Below are 20,259 nucleotides of genomic sequence, written 5' to 3' on the forward strand. Positions count from 1 at the left end.
GTGTCGCCGTGCGGCGACATCACGTGCGCTCGTCGGCGGTACCGGACGGGGAGCAGCGTTCCTACGGTCGCGCCATGGACCGCACACCGGAGCCCGCCGGCCCCTCGACCTCCGCGACCCGCCCCCGTCGGCCCCTCGGCCTGCCGGTCTGGGCGATCATCGGCCTCGCCCTGCTCTCCGTGCCGCGCATCTTCGCCCACGACCTCGGTATCGATGCCGGGCCGATCCCCGCGATCCTGACCGTCGGACCGGTGGTCGTGTGGATCGTCGCGGTGCTCTGGGCGCGGGTCCCGTCGCCCCTGGTCACGCTGCTCGCCGTCGGAGCGGTCTACGGAGTCGCCCTCGGCATCGTCCACAACGTGCTGTGGGACCAGGTGTTCGGCGACGACCCGCCCACGCTGGGCGACATCGACGCCGACCTCTCGGAGGTACCGCTCCGGATCGCGACCGCGGTCAGCAGCGTCTTCACCGGGCTGATCGTGGGCCTCCTATCCGGGTTGGTGGCTACCCTCGTCCGCAACATCTCGGGGAAGGCTGCGTGACGGAACAGGCTCGACTCGTCGGCGACGCGCTCGGCGTGGAGGTCGAGCCGTTCGCACGGGGCGGCGAGAGCCGCACGTTCCGGCTCCGCGGCAGCGACCTCCTCGTGAGCGTCCCGTCCGCCTGGCCCGACGACGTGGTGCCCGCCGTGGAGCTGGAGCGTCGCGCCACGCTGCTGCGGCGGATCGAGGCGCGGGTGAGCATCCCCGTGCCGCACGTCGAGCGGGTGCTGCCGCGCGAGGGCCTCCTCGTCGTACGGCGGCTGCCTGGCGAGCGCCTGGTCGACGCGACACCGGCGCGCCGCGAGCAGGTGCGCCGCAGGGTCGCGGAGGCCGTGGGCACCCTTCTGGGAGAGCTGCACACCTGGGACCCCGCGGCCTACGACGACGTGACGGTGGTCGATGACTACTCGCCCGAGGACTGGCTGCGGGAGACGGCGGCGACGGCCGCCGACCTGGCGCAGACGCTCGCGACGTCACAGCGGCGTGACGTCGACCGGTTCCTCGCGGAGCCGGTCCCCGCCAGCGCCGCGACGCTCCTGCTCAGCCACAACGACCTCGGCATCGAGCACCTCCTGGTCCCGACCTCCGGCGCGGCGCAGGTGACCGGCGTGATCGACTGGGACGACGCCGCGGTGTGCGACCCGGCCTACGACTTCGGCCTGCTGCTGCGCGACCTCGGGCCGGAGGCGCTCGACATCGCGCTCGGCGCGTACGTCGCCGCGGGGGGCGCCGCGCAGGACATCCCCGTCCGCGCCCGCTTCTACGCGCGCTGCAAGCTGCTCGAGGACCTCGCGTTCGGGCAGGACGAGCGGATCGATGCGTACGTCGAGAAGAGCCTCGCCGCCTGGGGGTGGACCTTCCGCGCGGACCCCGTCGACTGAGGTCCGCACGGAAGGCCGGGGCCGGCGCGGTCAGCGTGACCCGCTGTCGGTCGTGACGGCCATTGCCGAGGCCTCCGCCGCGGATCCCCGCCGGCCCTCGACGTCGAGCCGGGGGAGCAGACGCTCGAGGAAGCGGGGGAGCCACCAGGCCCGTTCGCCGAGGAGGCGCATCACGGCGGGAACCACGAGGCAGCGGACCACGACCGCATCGAGGAGCACGGCCACGGCCATCGCGAACCCGGTCTGCTGGAGCATCCGGTCCGGCATCAGGACGAACGCGCCGAACACCGCGAACATGATCGCCGCTGCCGCCGTGATGACCCCGCCGGTGTAGGCGAGTCCCTCACGGACGGCGTGCTGGACATCGCCGGTGGCCAGCCAGATCTCGCGCATCCGCGAGAGGAGGAACACCTCGTAGTCCATCGACAACCCGAAGACGATCGCGAAGATGAAGACCGGCATGAAGGCCTCGATCGGACCGGCGTCGGCCCACAGACCTCCGTCCTGGTAGACGAGCTTCATCGCGCCGAGCGCGGCGCCGATCGAGAGGACGTTGAGCACGGCGGCCTTGGCTGCGATCAGCACGGATCGGAAGACCGTCATCAGCAGCAGCGCCGAGAGCCCGACCACGACTCCGATGAAGAGCGGGAAGCGGTCCGAGATCGCCGCCGCGTAGTCGACGTTGGCCGCGGTCGACCCGCCGACGAGATGGGGATCTCCGAGATCGTCGCGCAGGCCGGTGACCAGGTCGCTCGTCCCCTCCTCCTGCGGTCCGGTGGTCGGCTCGGCACGGAACATGAAGACGTCGTCGGCGAGGGGCGTCGGCGTGCTGACGCGGTCCGCGACGATCCCCGGGTGCTCCACGACCAGGCGGTGCGCGGCCTCCGCCTCGTCGCGGCTCCCCTCCGTGACGACGTACAGCGGCCCGTTGGCGCCGGGGCCGAGCTTGTCGCTGACCAGGTCGTACGACGACCGCGTCGTCGTACCCGCTGCGTCGTTCCCGGCGTCGTTGAAGCCGAGGTGGATGCCGAGCGCCGGTACGGCGAGCGCGCCGAGGGCGACCATCGACACGGCGAGCGCGGGCCACGGCGCGCGCTGGACGAGCCAGGCCCACCGACGCCAGCCGTCACCGGGCCGGCGGCTGCGCTTCGCGACGTGCGCGAGGATCCGCCTCTCCAGCCGGGAGCCGAGGAGGGAGAGCAGCGCCGGGAGCAGGGTGAGCGAAGCGACCATCGTGACCAGGACCGTGAACGCGACGGCGGTGACGGTACCCTCGAACGCGGCGATGCCGAGGGTGAACATGCCGAGCAGCGCGATGATCACGCTCGCTCCGGCGAACAGCACCGACCGGCCGGCCGTGTCGAGCGCCACCCGGGTCGCCGCGGCCCGGTCGGCACCGCCGAGCAGCTCGCTCCGGTACCGGCTGAAGACGAGGAGCGCGTAGTCGATGCCGACGCCCAGGCCCACGAGCACCAGCAGCGGGGAGGTGTAGTCGGGGATGGTGATCAGGTGGGACAGCAGGGTCACCGCGCCGAGCGTCGTGCCGACCGCGAGGATCGCCGTGACGAGAGGCAGGCTCGCCGCGAGGAGCGACCCGAACATGAAGACCAGGATCACCAGCGCGGCCAGGATCCCGGCGCCCTCGGAGGCGCCGCCGCCCTCTCCCTCGAGCTTCCGGATGCCCCGTCCGGCGAGCTCCACCTGGAGGTCGCCGGTCTCCTGGGCGGTCGCGACGTCGACGATGTCCTCGTAGGTGTCCGACGGCGCGCCGCCCTGCTCGCCCTCCAGGGCGACCTGGACGAGTGCGAGGGTGCCGTCCGGTGAGACCGTCCCCTGCGCGGGGTCCGGCGGGACGACGGCCTCGACCCGGTCGACCCCGAGCAGGTCGTCGGTGAGCGCTGTCAGGTCGGCGTCGGTCGCCCAGCCGCGCTCGTCGTGGAGGACCACCGTCACGCTGTCACCGGTCTGCTCGGGAGCGTGCGACTCCAGCAGGTCCGCCATCCGCTGCGACTGGGTGTCGGGGAGAGAGACGTCGCTCCCGTTGTCGTAGTCGTCGCCGATCGCCTGCCCGGCGAACGTGACCCCGACCAGCAGCACCACCCAGGCGACCAGCGCGGTCCAGCGGTGGCGCTGGGCGAATCCCGCCAGCCGCTCCATGCGCGTCATGCCGCGCTCCGCGGGGTCGTGCACGACCGGAGGAGGCCGAACCGCCCCTGGGTGTCGGCGGGTGGGAGGACGAGGAGAAGCAGAACGGACATCGCGAGCCTTTCGTTGCCTGCCGGCCGACCGCCGGCGTGGAAGCGACGTCAGCGATCGTGGCTCCGCGATGTACGTCGGCGCGTCCGTCGACGAACGACGACGGCAACGCCGTTCGACGTAGGTCTCAGCGACGGGACCGCGCCTCTCGACGTACGTCGGCGCGCCGCCCGGCCCGCGGTGGGCGCTGCGGTGTCACGTGCCGACCCGCGACGGGACCAGGCTCTCCCGGGCCGGACCCTCGATGGGCGGCAGCCACCCGTCGCGCAACATCTGCGCCACCGGCTCTCGCAGCTGGTCCAGCACCTCCGGGCCCGCGAACATCCCGCCGAACGGGCCGACGATCGGCATCCACTCGGGGTGCAGTGCCGCCGCGGCGGCGATGACGTCGCTCGGAAGCTGCTCGTCGGGGGAGACGTCCTCGCCGTGGAAGCGCCGCAGCAGGGACGCGTCGGTCACCACGTGGTCGGCCCACCAGGGGCGGATGTGCTCCTCCGCCCACTGGTCGAGCGCCAGGGACACGTCCGTCGGGTCGCCGTCGACGTGGTCGAGGAAGAACTTCGCGTGCGGGACGTGCAGCGCGAGGCTGCGCCCGTTCGCAGGGTTGAGGGTGCAGACGCTGTCGCCGAGGTAGTAGAGACCCTCGGCAGGGGGCAACCCGAGGGCGGGGCCCTGGAGCCGGTAGGTGTTGGTGAGGTTGCCCCCCACCTGGACGTCGGTGATCGCCTGGTGCGCCGCGGGATCCGCCCACGGAGCGGTGTGGGGCACGGCCGCAGCAGCGCCCTCGAACCCGTCAGCGGTGCGCAGGACGGGCAGCTCAGCGGCGTCGGACGGGCAGATGAGGAGCACGTGGTGGGTGCGGTTGTCGGCAGGCATCACCAGCGAGGCGTAGCCGGGGCCGACCGCGAAGGAGGGGAACGGCGAGTCGAACGCTGGGACGTCTGGGCGGGTCCGGTAGGTCCGGAATATGTACGACGTCCCGCACGAGCCACCCGCCGACGGACCACGCAGCTCGTCGCCGAGCCTGCCGGCGCGCCCGGTCGCGACCACCACGACGTCGCCCCACAGCGGGTCGCCGTCCACGACGACGCCGCGCACCTGCTGGTCGTCGAGCAGCAGGGACTCCGCGTGCCCGGTGATCCACCGCAGCGTCGACTCGGCCTGCGCGGTCTCACGCAGCACGCGCTCGACGAGGGGCCGGCGCGCGAACATCGCGGTGACGAGGCCCGGCATCCCCGGCATCTCGCCGATCCGGGCGCCGGCCGCGCAGAGGGCCTCCACGACGTCGGGCATCTCCTCCTGCATCGCGCGGACGACGTGGCCGCGCCAGGCGTGCGGTGCCACGCCCTGCATCACGCCGGCGCGGTGCCAGCTGCCGTCCGCCGCTGGTCCGGGGTCGCGGTCGACGACGACCACCTCGTGCCCGCGCCGGGCGAGACCGATCGCCGCGAACGTGCCGACGGGTCCTGCCCCGATGACGAGTGCCTTCATGACTGCCTCCTGGTCGAGTCCGTCCCCGGACCGTAGGAGCGCGCACGCCGCCGTCGCGTCGGGCGAATTGTGCAGACCGATGTGCAGCTCGGGCCGCGGCTCAGGAGAGCCCGTGCCGGTGCGCCCACGTGGTCGCGGCCGCCCGGTTGGAGACGTCGAGCTTGGCGAAGACGTTGGCGAGGTGGCGGGCGACGGTCTTCTCCGACAGCACCAGCTCGTCGGCGATGCCGCGGTTGGTGGCACCCGAGGCGACGAGCCGGAGGATCTCGACCTCGCGCGCCGTCAGCCCGTGCCGCTCGTCCCGTGTGGTGCCGTCGAGCTCGTCGATGTCGGGTCGCGCGTCGAGAGCGCGGAACGTCTCGCGTGCGGCATCGCGCTCCAGGCGTGCGGTCTCGCGGTCCCCGAACGCGTCGCACGCCGCCGCGATCGCGACCCGGCACCGGGCGACGTCGTACGGCGAGCCGGCGCCCGCGAAGCCGTCGAGCGCATCGCGGAGCGGGCCGAGTGCCTCCTGCGGGTTGCCGGCCCTCAGCGCGACCTGACCGCGCGCCATCGCCGCCGCCGCCCGGAGGAACCGGGCGTCGGAAGCCGCGGCGAGCGCATCGAGGCGGGCGGCCGCGTCGGCCGCGCACGCCAGGTCGCCCGCCGCCAGAGCGACGTCGACCAGCGCGCGCCACAACCCGGTCTTCAGCTGCTGCGGGCGCGGCTCCTCGAGCGCCCTCGTCAACGCCGCGAGCGCGGAGTCGGTGCGGCCCTGCCGGGCGCGCATCAGGGCCAGTCCGGGCTGCGGGTCCTTGCCGCGGGCGAGGGCGTCGCGGTAGGCCGTCTCGGCTGCGTCGTGCTCGCCCCGCAGCCGGTGCAGCTCCGCGCGGAGGTAGTGCGCCTCGCCGACGGTGTTGGCGTTGGGGCCCGGGTGCGCGATGAGGTCGTCGACCTCCTCGATGGCCCGGCCCCAGTCGCCGCGGAGCTGGTGCACCTCCGACCGGTGCACGATGCACGCACCCTGGAACGGCACCAGACCCGGCTGCGCCGCGCACCACTCGTCGAGGACGCCGGTCCACTCCGCGCTGCGCTCGACGTCGAGGCACGCCTTGCAGTTCGCGACGATCGCGCAGTAGACGATGCCGACCGCCTGCGGGCTGACCGGTGTCGCCGTCGCCAGCAGCATCGTCGCGTCGAGCTCCGCGAGCCCGGCGGCCAGGTCGCCGGACGCGAGCAGGGCCTGGCCGTGCGCGTTGCCGGCGAGCACCCGCAGGTCCGGGTCGTCGTGAGCGGTCGCGATGTCGGTGACCTCGGCCGCCAGGGCGAGCGCGGCTTCCGCCCGGCCTGCCAGGAGGCTGCCCATCGCGGCGGTCAGCAGCTCGTAGCCCCGCCACACCGACTCGTCGAAGCGCTCGCCCTGGACGCTGCGCATCAGGCCCCACCACCCTCGGGCCTGCGCCGGCTCGCCGCGGAACGTCGCGGTGAGCCCCAGCCAGAACGCGACCCGCGACGCCCCGTCGAGATCGCCTTCGGCCAGGTAGGCGTGGTGCGCCCGCTGGCGGGCGTCCGCCGCCTCGGCGAGGTGGCCGGTCAGGAACGCCGCCAGCCCCCACTGCTCGAGGTCACGCGCCGCGAGCGCGTCGCAGGCCGCGTACGCCGTACGCGCCTCCGGCCACGTCCGCGCCGCGAACGCCGCGCGGGCGGTCTCGAGCCCCATCCGGCCATCATGGCGCCGAACCCGGGCCTTGACGACCACTTCCCGAGCACAATGGCGCGGTGCCGCCGTCCCCCGCTCCCGACGCCCCGCTCGACGTCCTGCTGGTCGGGCTCGGCACCATCGCCCGGACGCACGCCGCGGTGATCACGCGCCTCGACCGGCTGCGGCTCGTGGGCGCGGTCGACCCGGCGCCGGGCTTCGCCGTGGAGGCGCCTGCCCACCGGACCCTTCACGAGGCGCTCGACGCAGGCACCGATCCCGATGTCGTCGTGCTCGCGACCCCGACCGACACGCACGTCGGACTCGTCGACGAGGTGCTGCGCACGTGCGACGCGACCGTGCTGTGCGAGAAGCCGCTGGCGGCCACCGTCGACGAGATCGACGGCCTCGAGCTGCGGCACGGCGCGGTCGTGCTCACCGAGCGGGTGCGGGTCGCGCACCACTTCGCGTTCTCGCCCGAGGTCGAGTGGGCGCGCCGTACGGCGGAGCAGCACCCGGAGTGGGGACCGCCGACGCGCGTCCTGTGCGTCTCCCACGACCCCTACGGCCACATCGAGGACGACCGGGCCGCCTCGCTGGTCAGCAGCTGGGTCGACTCCGGCCCCAACCAGCTCAGCGTCGCGGCGGCGTTCGCCGGCGGCTGGGAGGTGGTGTCGCACGTGGCCGAGACGGGCCGCTCGGTGAGCGTCCTCGACCATGCCGGCGGGCGGACGACGCTGGTCACCAACTGGCTCGCGGGGGACTCGAGCAAGCAGTCCGAGATCGAGTACGGCGCCGGGGGCGTGCGGATCCGCATCGACCACACGTCGATGACCGCACTGGTCCTGCGGGACGGGGAGGTGGCGGAGCAGCTGACGTACGCCGGCGCCGACAGCCGGAAGGTCGAGCACTACCTCGGCGTCTACCGCGCGCTGCTGGACGACCCCGACGACCACCGGCTCGGCGTGCCCCTCGCCCGCACCATCGCGAGCCTGCTCGAGGGGCGCGCGCCGATAGGGTGACGCGCATGGGCAGCACCCGACGACCGAGCCGTGCCCGGGCCTTCGTCGCGCTCCGCGAGCTGCTGATCGAGCAGCCGTGGGGCGAGGTGACGCTCGAGGCGGTCGCGAAGCGGGCCGGCGTCAGCCGGCAGACGCTCTACAACGACTTCGGGTCGCGCAACGGGCTCGCGATCGCCTACACCGAGAGCATGGTCGACACCTACCTCGACCTGGTCGACGAGGCGATGGCCGCGGCGCCCGACCCAGCGACCGGCATCGAGTCCATGGTGCGGCTGCTGCTCGACGCGACGGCGTCGGACCCGCTGGTCCAGCGCGTCCAGACGGGCAACGCCCACCACGACCTGGTCCGGATCGTCACCTCCGACAGCGGACCGCTCCTCGACCGGATCGCCGGCCGGCTGCGCGACGGCCTGCTGCGCCGCTGGCCCGAGATCGATCCGCAACGCGCGGAGGCCGGCGCTGTCGTGATGGCGCGGTTCGGCCTCGGCCTGGTGACGATGCCACCGCCCGCCGGCGCCGACCTCGCTCCCGGGATCGCCGCGGTGCTCGCACCCGGCCTGCGGCCCGGCAACGTCGACAGCGCGGTCTAGACCGCGTCACGGGAGAGTCGCCAGGACGCTGGCCCTGGTTCACCCTGCGGTCACGTCCGCGCGGGCATCGGTTCACCGCTCACTGGTCGTCTGACGCCATGACGTCTGTGCGCCCCGAATCCCGCCCGCTCCTGTCCCTCACGCCCGTCTCCGACGGTGACGTCCGGCACGGCTCGCGGTCCCTGATGACCTGTCTCTTCAAGTGCGGCAACGCCTGCGACCACGAGGTCCCCAACGCGTCCGACAACACCTACGTCCGTGACGTCGTCGACGCCACCGTGGGCCGTCGCTCGATCCTGCGCGGTGCCGCCGTCGGCTCCGGCGCGCTCGTGCTCGCCGGCATGGGCTCCGGCCTGGCCGCGGCCGCGGTCGAGCCGGCCGCGCGCCGAGCCCCGGTCAAGGGGGGCCCGCTGGCCACCCGGGCCTTCCGGCCGGTGCCGCCGAACACCCGCGACGCCGTGGTCGTCCCGCCGGGCTTCGGACACAACGTCGTCATCCGTTGGGGCGACCCGGTCCTCCCGGGCGCGCCCGCCTTCGACCCCGCCAACCTGACCGTCGACGCCGTCAAGAAGCAGTTCGGCTACAACAACGACTACGTCGGCGTGACGAAGCTGACCTCCACCACGGCGCTCATGCTCGTCAACCACGAGTACGACGACAGCGAGCTCATGTACCCCGCGGGCCGCTACTCCGCGGAGGAGATCGCGAGCCTCGGCATCTACACCCACGGCATGTCGGTCGTCACCATCAAGAAGGGCAAGACGCCCGGCTCGTGGTACATGGTGAAGCCGTCGGCCACCGCGACGCCGAAGAACCGCCGCATCAACGCCGACACGACGTTCCTCGTCACCGGGCCGGCCGCGGGCAGCGACCACCTCAAGACCACCGCCGACACGAGCGGGTCGCGCGTCAAGGGCACGTTCAACAACTGCGCGGGCGGCCTCACGCCGTGGGGCACCCACCTGTCGGGCGAGGAGAACTTCAACCAGTACTTCGGGGCCCCGGGCGGCGCCATGCCGGCGAACCCGACCGTCGCCGGCGCCGAGCTGGCCAACGCCTACTCCCGCTACGGCATCGGGGTGAACGCGAGCGACCCGCGCAAGTGGCACCTGGTGGACAGCCGCTTCGACCTCGCGGCCGAGCCCAACGAGCCGCACCGCTTCGGCTGGGTCGTCGAGGTGGACCCGATGAACCCGAAGTCCACCCCGCGCAAGCACTCGATGCTCGGACGGTTCAAGCACGAGGGCGCGAACGTCACGATCGCCAAGAACGGCAAGGCGGTCGTCTACATGGGCGACGACGAGCGGTTCGACTACATCTACAAGTTCGTCTCCAAGGGGAAGTTCGACCCGAAGGGCGTCATCGGCGGGAGTGCCTCGGCGCGCAAGGCGAACATGAAGCTCCTCGAGACCGGCACCCTCTACGTCGGCAAGTTCTCCGGCGACGGGCTCGGGGACGGCCGCTCGGACGGCGACGTCGAGTGGATCCGGCTGTGCACCGACACCCAGTCGTTCGTCGAGGGCTGGTCGGTCGAGGAGGTGCTCGTGTTCACCCGGCAGGCGGCGGACCTGGTGGGCCCCACGAAGATGGACCGCCCCGAGGACGTCGAGGTCAACCCGGTCAACAAGCGGGTCTACGTCGCGCTCACCAACAACACCAACCGCGTGGCCGGCACCGAGGACGAGGCCAACCCCATCACCGAGGCCGGGACCCGCACCAGCCCGGCTGCGCCGCTCACGCCGAAGACGGGCAACCGCAACGGCTACGTCATGGAGATCACGCCCACGGACGGTGACCACACCAAGGCGACGGCGTCGTGGAACCTCTTCCTCATCTGCGGCGACCCCGAGTCGCCCGAGACCTACTTCGCCGGGTTCGACAAGACCAAGGTCAGCCGGATCAGCTGCCCCGACAACCTTGCGTTCGACTCCGTCGGGAACCTGTGGATCTCGACCGACGGAGCGCTCTCGCCGATGGGCATGAACGACGGCCTGTTCCGCGTCCCCGTCAAGGGCGAGAACCGCGGCCAGGTGCAGACCTTCGCCACGATGCCCAAGGGCGCGGAGTGCTGCGGACCGTTCATCTACGACGGCGACAGGTCGGTGTTCTTCGCCCCGCAGCACCCGGGCGAGATCAGCGGTGCCAGCTTCGACGCCCCGGCGTCGACCTGGCCGCACACCAACGACTACCCGCGCCCGTCGGTCGTCGTGGCCTACCGCGAGGAGGGCTCGCTGGGGCGCGACACCCACTGATCCTCGCCGAGTCGGCTCATCTTCACGCGCGCTGGCGTGAAGATGGGCCGACTCGGACGCGTGGGGGCGTGAAGATGAGCCGACTCGGCGGTCAGGTGATGGTCAGCCCGCCGTCGACGGCGAGCGTCTGGCCGGTCACGTAGCCGGCGGCGTCGGAGGCGAGGTAGACGACCGCGGCGGCGAGCTCCTCCGGGTCGCCCTTGCGGGCCATGGGGATCCGGGTGCCCATCATGTCGAGATAGCCGGGCGGGTACTGCTCGGTCATCTCGGAGGCGAAGAACCCCGGCGCGATCGCGTTGACCCGGATGCCCTTGCGACCGGTCCACTGCTGCGCGAGGTCGCGGGTCATGCCGATCAGGCCCGCCTTGGACGCCGAGTAGGCGGCCTGGGGGAGGCCAGCGGTGGTCAGCCCGAGCACGGAAGAGATGTTGATGATGCTCGACCCGGGCTGCATCACCCGGCCGCAGGCCTGCGCCATCCAGTAGCAGCCGTTGAGGTTGACGTCGATCACCTGGCGGAACTGCTCGGGCGTCTCGCGGGTCGCCGGCACGGCGGTGCCGATGCCGGCGTTGTTGACGAGCACGTCGACCCGGCCCAGCTCGGACATCGCGGCCTCGACGAGGGCGGTGCACGAGTCGGGGTCGCTCACGTCGGTGGCGACGGCGAGGGCGCGGCGGCCCGCGGCCTCGACGAGCGCGGCGGTGTCGGCCAGCCGGTCGGCGCGGCGCGCACCCAGGACGACGTCGGCTCCCGCCTCGGCCAGGGCCTTGGCGAACGCCACGCCCAGCCCGGAGGAGGCGCCGGTGACGACGGCGACGCGGCCGTCGAGACGGAACAGATCGGTGACGGTCATGGCCGGAGGCTAACGGACATGACCGGCCGGTCCGGCTCGCGATACCATGGCCGCATGAGGACCACCCTGCTCCTTGCCTAGCCGCGTCGGCGATCCAGACGGGTCGACGCGGCCGCCCCTCCCTGCGAGGGGCTTTTCCATGTCTGGGCACATCGGAGCAGGACGAAGACGAGGGAAGACGGAGCATGAGCGAGCAGGACCGAGCGGAGCAGGCGTCGTACGACGTGCACGCGGTGGAGGAGAAGTGGCTGCCCGTCTGGGAGCGCCTCGACCCGTTCCGCGCCGACGACAAGGCCGTGACCTCGGGGGAGCGCGGCAAGCGCTACGCCCTGACGATGTTCCCCTACCCGAGCGGTGACCTGCACATGGGTCACGCCGAGGTGTTCGCGCTGCACGACGTCATCGCGCGCTACTGGCGGTTCCGCGGCTACGAGGTGCTCAACCCGATGGGCTGGGACTCCTTCGGCCTGCCCGCCGAGAACGCCGCGATCCGCAACGACACGCACCCGGCGACCTACACCTACGCCAACATCGAGACGCAGGCCGAGTCGATGAAGCGCTACGGCCTGGCGTTCGACTGGTCGCGCCGGCTGCACACCTCCGACCCGGAGTACTACAAGTGGACGCAGTGGCTGTTCCTGAAGCTGCGCGAGCAGGGGCTGGCCTACCGCAAGAACTCGCCCGTCAACTGGTGCCCGCAGGACCAGACCGTGCTGGCCAACGAGCAGGTGCTGGCCGACGGCACCTGCGAGCGATGCGGCGCGGTGGTGACCAAGAAGGAGCTGACCCAGTGGTACTTCCGCACCACTGAGTACGCCCAGGAGTACCTGGACCGGCTGGACGACCTCCAGGACAATTGGATCGGCAAGGTCGTCAACGCGCAGCGCAACTGGATCGGTCGCTCCGAGGGCGCGCACGTCGACTTCGCGGTCGCCGGCCACGACCCGATCCGGGTGTTCACCACCCGGCCCGACACGCTGTTCGGCGCCACGTTCATGGTCGTCGCCGCCGACGCCAAGCTGGCGGCCCAGCTGGTGACCGACGAGCAGCGGCCGGCGTACGAGGCGTACCTGGAGGACGTCCGCAAGGCCTCCGACATCGACCGGCTGGCGACCGACCGTCCCAAGACCGGCGTGTTCCTGGGCGTGCACGCGGTCAACCCGGTCAACGGCGAGTCGATCCCGGTCTGGGCCGCCGACTACGTGCTCGCCGACTACGGCACCGGCGCGATCATGGCGGTGCCCGGCCAGGACCAGCGCGACTGGGACTTCGCCGAGGTCCACGACCTGCCGATCGTCCGCACGGTCGAGCCGCCGGCCGACTTCGAGGGCAAGGCGTTCACCGGCGCCGGTCCGGCCATCAACTCGGCCAACGACGAGATCTCGCTCGACGGCCTGGACGTCGACGAGGCCAAGCGGACGATCATCGACTGGCTCGAGGCCAAGGGCCTGGGCACGGGCACGGTCAACTACCGCCTGCGCGACTGGCTGCTGTCGCGCCAGCGCTACTGGGGCGCGCCGATCCCGATCATCCACTGCCCGGTCGACGGGGAGGTGCCGGTCCCCGAGGACCAGCTGCCCGTCGAGCTGCCGGAGCTGCGCGGCGCCGACCTGAAGCCGAAGGGCACCTCGCCGCTGGGCGGCGCGACCGAGTGGGTCGACGTGACCTGCCCGGCCTGCGGCGGACCGGCCAAGCGGGACACCGACACGATGGACACGTTCGTCGACTCGTCGTGGTACTTCTTCCGCTTCCTGTCGCCCAACGACGACACGCAGGCCTTCGACCCGGCACTGGCCGAGGCGTGGGGGCCGGTCGACCTCTACATCGGCGGTGACGAGCACGCCGTCCTGCACCTGCTGTACGCGCGGTTCTTCACCAAGGCCCTGCGCGACATGGGACTGATCACCTGGGACGAGCCGTTCTCGGCGTACCTGTCGCAGGGCAAGGTCATCAACAATGGCCGCAAGATGAGCAAGTCGCTGGGCAACGGCGTCAGCCTGGGGGAGCAGCTCCAGGAGTACGGTGTCGACGCGGTGCGGCTGACGCTGGTCTTCGCCAGCCCGCCGGAGGACAACATCGACTGGGCCGACGTGTCGCCGGCCGGCTCGCTGAAGTTCCTGCAGCGTGCCTGGCGGCTGGCGGGCGACGTCACCTCGGCCCCGGGTGTCGACCCCGCGGACGGCGACGTCGCGCTGCGCAAGGTCACGCACAAGACGGTGCACGAGGCCGAGCAGCTGCTGGAGTCCTACCGCTTCAACGTGGTGGTCGCCCGCACGATGGAGCTGGTCAACGCCACCCGCAAGGCGATCGACTCCGGCTGCGGGCCGGCGGACCCGGCCGTGCGCGAGGCCACCGAGGTCGTCGCGATGCTGCTGTCGCTGATCGCGCCGTACACGGCCGAGGAGATGTGGGAGCGGCTGGGCCACGAGCCGACGGTCGCTCACGCCACCTGGCCGACGGTCGACCCCGAGCTGCTGGTCGAGGACTCGGTGACCGCCGTGGTGCAGATCCAGGGCAAGGTGCGCGGCCGCCTGGAGGTGTCGCCCGACATCTCCGAGGCCGACCTGGAGGCAGCGGCCCTGGCCGACCCCGACGTGGTGCGCGCGATCGACGGGCGGGAGGTGCGCCGGGTCATCGTCCGGGCGCCGAAGCTCGTCAACATCGTGGTCTGATCGTCGTCTGAGGGTCGAGAGCGAGGAACGAGCGGTTCGGCCCGAAGCGACCATCGATCGTCGTCTGACGAGTCGTGGTTTGATCTGTCTGTGACCACGGCGCTCGTCACCGACTCGACGGCCAGCCTGCCTCCTGACACGGTCAAGGAGCTGGGGGTCGAGGTCGTCCCGCTCCAGGTGGTCGTCGACGACTCGTCGTACGACGAGGGCACGGCCGAGGCCACGCCCGACCGGATCGCGGCGGCCCTGCGCGAGAAGCGCGCCGTGAGCACGTCGCGGCCGGCGCCGCTGGTGTTCTCCGAGCTCTACCAGCGGCTCGCCGACGAGGGCGCGACCGAGATCCTGTCGGTGCACCTCTCGAGCCGGGTGAGCGGCACGTTCGAGTCCGCGCACCTGGCCGCCCGCACCGCCCCGGTTCCGGTCACGTGCGTCGACACCCGCCAGGTCGGGGTGGCGACCGGGTACGCCGTCGAGTCCGCCGCGGCGGTCCTCGCCGCCGGGGGGAGCCGGCTGGACGCCGCCGAGGCCGCCCGCACGCGCGCGGTGTCGGCGTCCTCGTTGTTCTACGTCGACACCCTCGAGTACCTGCGCCGCGGCGGTCGGGTCAGCGGCATCGGCGCCCTGTTCGGCGGCGCGCTCGCGGTCAAGCCGCTGCTGACGATCGTCGACGGCGTGATCAAGCCGCTCGAGAAGGTGCGCACCTCGACCAAGGCGATCGCCCGGCTCGAGGAGCTCGCCGTCGAGCGCGCGGGCGACCAGCAGGTCGACCTCGCGGTCGCGCACCTGGCGTCGGGCGAGCGCGCCGAGGAGCTGTGCGCCCGGATCGGCGAGCAGCTGGCCGACCAGCTCGGCGGACGCGAGGTGCGGTGCACCGAGCTCGGCGCCGTGCTGGGGGCGCACGTGGGGCCGGGGATGCTGGCGATCTGCGTGGCGCCGCGGGCCTGAGGACTGGCCCTCAGCGGCCGGTTCCCGGCACCGAGGCCGGCGGGCCGGTAGCCGTGCACAGCCAGGCCCGGACGACCGAGTTGTCCACAGGCCGGCGCCACTCCGGGTGCGGAGGTCGCCCGTGCTTCCTAGCGTCGTCGCATGCGCTCCCGACGGACTCCTGACGCCGCGTGGTCCGAGGCCGCTGCCCGGCGGCTCGCCCAGCTGACGGCGGACCTTGGCGGCTCGCCGCCGTCGGCTTCCCCCTCGCGAGGGCCGGCGAGGTCGGCGAGCACCACGGCGACCGACGCGACCGATGCCGCCGACGAGTGGTGGGCCGACCACACGCGGGTCAGCGTGCCGGTCACGCCGGCCGACCGAGCGCCCCAGGTCCCGGCTCCAACGCCCGCGCCGGCTCCCGCGACCGCCGCCCCGGTCGTGCTCCCGCGCCCCGGCCGGCACGCGTCGCGCAGGCCACGGGCTCGGCTGACGGCCGCGCAGGTGCCTCGGCTCGGCGCTGCGCACGTCGCGGTGGTCGCGGTGCTGGCGGCGCTCGGCATCGCGCTCGCCGCCTGGTGGGTGGTCCAGCAGCGGGCCGAGCCGATCGCGGCGCAGCCGGTGGCAGGCACCTCGCCGCTCGTCGCCGGGCTGTCCCCCTCCGCCCCGACCTCGGACGACGGGGGAGAGACGGGTGGCGCCGCGGCTCCGGCCGGGGAGGTCACGGTGGACGTGACCGGCAAGGTGCGGCGGCCGGGGATCGTCGTGCTCGACGCCGGCGCGCGGGTGGTCGACGCGCTCGAGGCCGCGGGCGGGGCGCGCGCCGGCGTGGACCTCAGCGGCCTCAACCTGGCCCGGGTCCTGGTCGACGGCGAGCAGGTCGTGGTCGGCCTGCCGGTTGCGACCGCCCCCGTCGCGCCCGTCACCCCGGGAGCGCCGAGCGGTGCTCCCGCCACGCTCGTCAACCTCAACCTCGCGACCGAGGCCGAGCTCGAGACCCTCCCCGAGGTCGGCCCGGTGACCGCGGCGGCGATCGTCGCCTGGCGCGAGCAGCACGGTGGCTTCACCGCCGTCGACGAGCTGCTCGAGGTCGACGGCATCGGCGAGGCGACCCTCGCCCAGCTGAGCCCCTACGTCACGGTGTGAGGGCGTGACCGATGGCGACCGCGAGGGCACGCGCCACGACGCTCGGCTGCCGGTGCTCGCTGCGGCCGCGTGGGCGGGAGGGCTCCTCGCCTACCGCACCGGGCCCGCCGCGGGGTGGCTCGCGGTCGCCCTGCTCGCGGTGGCGGCGGTCTCCGGCTCGGCGGTGCGGCGATCGGCCACGGCGGCCGCGCGGGAGCGGTGGCTGCTGCTGACCGGTGCGCTGCTGGCCGCGGCCGCCGTCGCGGGAAGCGTCGGCCTTCGCCACGGAAGCGTCGAGGCGAGCCCTCTGCGCGCCTGGGCGGAGGAGCGCGCCTGGGCCGAGGTCGAGGCGACGGTGGTGTCCGACCCGCGGCCCGTCGCGGGACCGTGGGGCGACCAGGTGGTGCTGCGCCTGAAGGTGCACGCGGCGTCCGCCCGTGGCGCGTCCTACGAGGTCGGCGGCACGCTCGTCCTCCTCGGCGGTAGCGAGTGGTCGACGGCGGCGTTGGGGGAGCGGGTCCGGACCGCGGGCCGGCTGGCGCCGGCCGACGACCCCGACGTGGCCGCGCTGGTGACGGGTGCGCGGGCGCCGGTGCGGACCCGTGGGCCCGACGTGTGGTGGCGCGCGTCGGGCGCCGTGCGGGCGTCGATCCGCGACGCCGTGGACCACCGGCCTCCGGCCGAGGCCGGGCTGGTGCCCGCGCTCGTCGACGGTGACGACGCCGCACTGCCCGAGGAGGTCGAGGCCGACTTCCGCACGACCGGACTGACCCACCTGACCGCGGTCTCGGGCACGAACCTGACCCTCGTCGTCGGCTTCGTCCTGCTGGTCGCCCGCTGGCTCGGCGCGCGGCGGCGCTGGCTGGTGGTGATCGGTCTGCTAGGGATCGCGGGCTTCGTGCTTCTCGCGCGCACCGAGCCGAGCGTGGTGCGCGCGGCGGCGATGGGCGTGGTCGGCCTCTTCGCGCTCGGGCGCGACGGCAGGCGGCGCGGGCTGCGCGCACTCGGCGCCGCCGTCATCTGCCTGCTGCTCGTGCAGCCGGCACTCGCCGTCTCTCCCGGGTTCGCGCTGTCGGTCCTGGCGACGGGCGGCATCGTGCTGCTCGCGCCGGCTCTGGTCCGCGCGATGTCGCCGCGGCTCTCGCGACCCCTTGCCGAGGCGATCGCGGTACCTGTGGCCGCCCAGCTCGCGTGCACGCCGCTGGTCGCCGCGCTCTCGGGAGAGGTCAGCCTGGTGGCGGTCGCGGCCAACCTGCTCGTCGCACCGGCCGTGGGTCCTGCGACGGTGCTCGGGCTCGCGGCGGGCCTGGTCGGGCTCGTGTGGCCGTGGGCCGGCACGCTGCTGGGCACGGCGGCCGGCTGGTGCGTCGCCTGGCTCGTGCTCGTCGCGCGGCACGGCGCCGATCTTCCCGGCGCCTCGATCGGTTGGGGCGCGGGCGCCGGTGCGCTCGCGCTCCTGACCTGCCTGTGCCTGGCCGTCGCGGTCGCGCTCCCCGGGTTGCTGCGCCGCCGCTGGCTCGGAGCGGGCCTGGCGGTCGTCCTGCTCGTGGTGGTGCTCGGGGTGCCGGGCCGGGTCGCGACGAACTGGTCCGGCTGGCCGCCGGACGGTTGGCTGCTGGTCGCCTGTGATGTCGGGCAGGGCGACGCGCTCGTGCTCAGCGCGGGGGAGGGCACCGCCGTGGTGGTCGACGCCGGACCCGACCCGGCGGCGGTCGACCGGTGTCTCGACGCGCTCGGCGTCAGCGAGGTGCCGCTGGTGCTGCTCACCCACTTCCACGCCGACCACGTCGGCGGGCTCCGGGGCGTGCTCGGCGGCCGTCGGGTCGGGACGATCGAGGCGAGCCCGGTCCTCGACCCGCCGGCGAACGTCGACGACGTCGAGAGTGCCGCGCGGGCGGCCGGCGTCCCGCTCGCGGCGGCGCCGTACGCCAGCACGAGGAGGTACGGCGACCTCGTCCTCCAGGTGCTGTGGCCCGACCTGCCGCGGCCCGTGCCGGGGGCCGGCGACGGCAGCTCGGCCAACGACGCGAGCGTCGTGGTGCTCGCCGAGTCCCAGGGGGTCCGCATCCTGCTCACCGGAGACGTCGAGCCACCCGGCCAGGCGCGCCTGGCCGCTGCGCTGCCCGAGCTCGACGTCGACGTGCTGAAGGTGCCCCACCACGGCAGCGCCTACCAGGACGACGACTGGCTGCTCTCCCTCGACGCCGAGCTGGCGGTCGTCTCCGTGGGAGCCGACAACGACTACGGCCACCCGGATCCCGGTCTGCTCGGCCGGCTCACAACGGCCGGTGCGGTCGTCGGGCGCACGGACACCGACGGCGACCTCGCGGTCGTGGCCGGTCCCGACGGACCGGAGCTGGTGAGCCGCTGAGGACCTCTCCTACGCGACGACCGTGAACGGGGTCCCCGCGCAGGGGACGCCGGCGGCGTACGAGCTGCGCTCGACGAGTCGCCCTGCGGGGCGGCGCGGGTCGGCGGACACGACCACCCGGTCGTGGTGGTTGATGAGGGTGCCGCCGGCCTCCTCGAGGGTCGGCAGCATCAGCGACTCGAACACCTCGAGCAGCGTGTCGGCCCCGACCACACCGGCGAGCTCGCCGCCGACCACGACCGGCATCGTCGCGGTGAGCACGTACTCGTCGCAGCACACGTAGTCGACGTACGGACCCGCGATGTGCGGCTCACCGCTGGCGGCGGGGGCGCGGTACCACTCCTGCCGGGTGTAGTCGACGGGCGCCTCCTCCCACGGCCCGGACTGGGCGAGGAGCTGGCGGTTGTCGCCCTGCCACCACGCGAGGTAGAGGTGGTGGTCGGAGAGGAACCCCGGCGTGGCGACGAAGCCGCCGCCGAGCAGCGGCTTCTCCGCGAGCATCGTCTTGGTCGGCGCCTCCACGGCGTCGACGACCAGGTCTGCGGTCACCAGGCCGTTGCGCCCGGCGACCTCGACGACGCACTCCCGGATGCCCTGGAGGTGGTCACGGAGCCCGGCGAAGTAGGACGCGACGACATCGGCGCACGGCCCGAGGGCCTGGTTCTGGAGGACGGTCGTGGGCATGTCGCTCACCTCTTCGCGAAACTTGTTGCACTACGAAACTGTCCGGCCTCGCGTGATGTCAAGGAGCAGGGCCGAGGGGCGGTCGCCGGGTGTGCCGGCCGGGGGCGCCTCATCGCGCCGCCGCCTGGAGCACGGAGAGCTCGTCGAGCGTGCGACCGGCGTGGGCCCGGACTGCTGCCCGCGCTGCCTCGCCGTCGTGCGCGCGCAGCGCGTCGAGCAGGGCGAGGAGGCATTGACGGGAGTGCGCGCGGACCTCGGGCGACCCGAGCGGGTGACGCGCGAGGTGCCCGAAGTCGGACTCCAGGCGCACCATCTCGCGGGTGAGCCGCGCCGACTGGGTGAGCGCCGCCAGCGAGAGGAAGAACTCGGCCTCGGCGTGACGCCACACGGTCGTGTCCTCCTCGTCGGCGGCGGGCACGAGCTCGGACAGCAGGTCGACGTCGTCGGGGTCGGCCCGGTCGGCGGCGACCTCGGCGCACCCCGTCAGCAGCACCAGCTGGACGGCAGCCCGGTCGTGCAGCTCGACCCGGGACATGGCGGCGAGCCGGGTCGCCACGTCGTCGTCAGCGCTCTTGGGCCGGTTCACGTAGCTGCCGCCGTTGCGGCCGCGGACCGTCGTCACCAGGCCCTGCGCGCGCAGCGCGACGAGCGCCTCGCGAGCGGTGACGGTCGCGACCCCCATCATCGAGGCCAGCTCCGGCTCGCTGGGAAGTCGCTCGCCGTCCTGCAGCAGGCCGGAGCGGATCGCGCTCGCCAACCGCTGCTCGATCCGGACCGCGCGGCCCACGTCCTCCAGCGGCGCGAAGATGGCCGACCGCGTCCGCGAGCCGTGCCTGATGCGCCGCGAGGACCGGGCGCGCGCGCCCGTCTCGGTGTCCGCCACGTGGTGCCCCCTCCCTCCAGCGGCGCCGCCGGATCCGG

Annotated in this window: 15 protein-coding genes; 9 read left to right on the forward strand and 6 right to left on the reverse strand. The window is 73.4% G+C overall.

From position 1 onward, the window contains the following. The first annotated feature begins 74 nt into the window (after positions 1-74). Positions 75-542 carry a hypothetical protein gene (locus HNR19_RS07820; protein ID WP_179667388.1) on the forward strand — a complete coding sequence of 156 codons (468 nt, stop codon included), beginning with the start codon at positions 75-77 and terminating at the stop codon, positions 540-542. After that, positions 539-1,423, forward strand: a complete 885-nt coding sequence (locus HNR19_RS07825) for a phosphotransferase (protein ID WP_179667389.1) — start codon at positions 539-541, stop codon at positions 1,421-1,423. The genes HNR19_RS07820 and HNR19_RS07825 overlap by 4 nt, the downstream gene beginning before the upstream one ends. A gap of 30 nt (positions 1,424-1,453) precedes the next feature. Here HNR19_RS07825 and HNR19_RS07830 read toward each other — a convergent pair whose 3' ends face one another. The 3 genes from HNR19_RS07830 to HNR19_RS07840 all read right to left on the reverse strand — a co-directional run bounded on the left by HNR19_RS07830 (position 1,454) and on the right by HNR19_RS07840 (position 6,869). Beyond that, positions 1,454-3,589: an MMPL family transporter gene (locus tag HNR19_RS07830; protein WP_179667390.1), complete on the reverse strand. Its 2,136-nt coding sequence runs from the start codon at positions 3,587-3,589 to the stop codon at positions 1,454-1,456. A 285-nt stretch (positions 3,590-3,874) separates the two neighbouring features. Then, positions 3,875-5,170, reverse strand: a complete 1,296-nt coding sequence (locus HNR19_RS07835) for an FAD-dependent oxidoreductase (RefSeq protein ID WP_179667391.1) — start codon at positions 5,168-5,170, stop codon at positions 3,875-3,877. Between the two features lie 100 nt (positions 5,171-5,270). Further along, a complete protein-coding gene (locus HNR19_RS07840; RefSeq protein WP_179667392.1) occupies positions 5,271-6,869 on the reverse strand; it encodes a helix-turn-helix transcriptional regulator in 1,599 nt (532 codons plus the stop codon). 59 nt (positions 6,870-6,928) lie between these two features. On the opposite strand from HNR19_RS07840, the gene HNR19_RS07845 reads away from it, so the two are divergent. From HNR19_RS07845 to HNR19_RS07855, 3 genes are all read left to right on the forward strand, one after another. After that, positions 6,929-7,870 carry a Gfo/Idh/MocA family oxidoreductase gene (locus HNR19_RS07845; RefSeq protein ID WP_179667393.1) on the forward strand — a complete coding sequence of 314 codons (942 nt, stop codon included), beginning with the start codon at positions 6,929-6,931 and terminating at the stop codon, positions 7,868-7,870. A 5-nt stretch (positions 7,871-7,875) separates the two neighbouring features. Continuing rightward, a complete protein-coding gene (locus HNR19_RS07850; RefSeq protein WP_179667394.1) occupies positions 7,876-8,460 on the forward strand; it encodes a TetR/AcrR family transcriptional regulator in 585 nt (194 codons plus the stop codon). A gap of 98 nt (positions 8,461-8,558) precedes the next feature. After that, positions 8,559-10,712 carry a PhoX family protein gene (locus HNR19_RS07855; RefSeq protein ID WP_179667395.1) on the forward strand — a complete coding sequence of 718 codons (2,154 nt, stop codon included), beginning with the start codon at positions 8,559-8,561 and terminating at the stop codon, positions 10,710-10,712. A 91-nt stretch (positions 10,713-10,803) separates the two neighbouring features. Here HNR19_RS07855 and HNR19_RS07860 read toward each other — a convergent pair whose 3' ends face one another. Then, positions 10,804-11,565 carry an SDR family NAD(P)-dependent oxidoreductase gene (locus HNR19_RS07860; protein ID WP_179667396.1) on the reverse strand — a complete coding sequence of 254 codons (762 nt, stop codon included), beginning with the start codon at positions 11,563-11,565 and terminating at the stop codon, positions 10,804-10,806. Positions 11,566-11,750: 185 nt separating this feature from the next. Here HNR19_RS07860 and leuS point away from each other — a divergent pair, with 185 nt between their 5' ends. The 4 genes from leuS to HNR19_RS07880 all read left to right on the forward strand — a co-directional run bounded on the left by leuS (position 11,751) and on the right by HNR19_RS07880 (position 18,654). Continuing rightward, on the forward strand, positions 11,751-14,237 hold the full coding sequence (gene leuS / locus HNR19_RS07865) for a leucine--tRNA ligase (protein ID WP_179667397.1): 2,487 nt from the start codon (positions 11,751-11,753) through the stop codon (positions 14,235-14,237). Positions 14,238-14,327: 90 nt separating this feature from the next. Then, entirely contained in the window at positions 14,328-15,182 is an 855-nt protein-coding gene (locus HNR19_RS07870) for a DegV family protein (RefSeq protein ID WP_343047100.1), read from the forward strand. Between the two features lie 141 nt (positions 15,183-15,323). Then, the gene (locus tag HNR19_RS07875; RefSeq protein ID WP_218910183.1) at positions 15,324-16,304 is read left to right on the forward strand and encodes a ComEA family DNA-binding protein; all 981 of its coding nucleotides are present in this window, start codon (positions 15,324-15,326) and stop codon (positions 16,302-16,304) included. 4 nt (positions 16,305-16,308) lie between these two features. Next, positions 16,309-18,654, forward strand: a complete 2,346-nt coding sequence (locus HNR19_RS07880) for a ComEC/Rec2 family competence protein (RefSeq protein WP_343047102.1) — start codon at positions 16,309-16,311, stop codon at positions 18,652-18,654. Positions 18,655-18,663: 9 nt separating this feature from the next. Here HNR19_RS07880 and HNR19_RS07885 read toward each other — a convergent pair whose 3' ends face one another. Together HNR19_RS07885 and HNR19_RS07890 are read right to left on the reverse strand one after the other, a co-directional pair. Then, on the reverse strand, positions 18,664-19,338 hold the full coding sequence (locus tag HNR19_RS07885; protein WP_179667398.1) for a cache domain-containing protein: 675 nt from the start codon (positions 19,336-19,338) through the stop codon (positions 18,664-18,666). Positions 19,339-19,447: 109 nt separating this feature from the next. Further along, a complete protein-coding gene (locus HNR19_RS07890; RefSeq protein ID WP_343047103.1) occupies positions 19,448-20,221 on the reverse strand; it encodes a FadR/GntR family transcriptional regulator in 774 nt (257 codons plus the stop codon). Positions 20,222-20,259 lie beyond the last annotated feature (38 nt).

The organism is Nocardioides thalensis, from assembly GCF_013410655.1.
GTDB lineage: Bacteria > Actinomycetota > Actinomycetes > Propionibacteriales > Nocardioidaceae > Nocardioides > Nocardioides thalensis.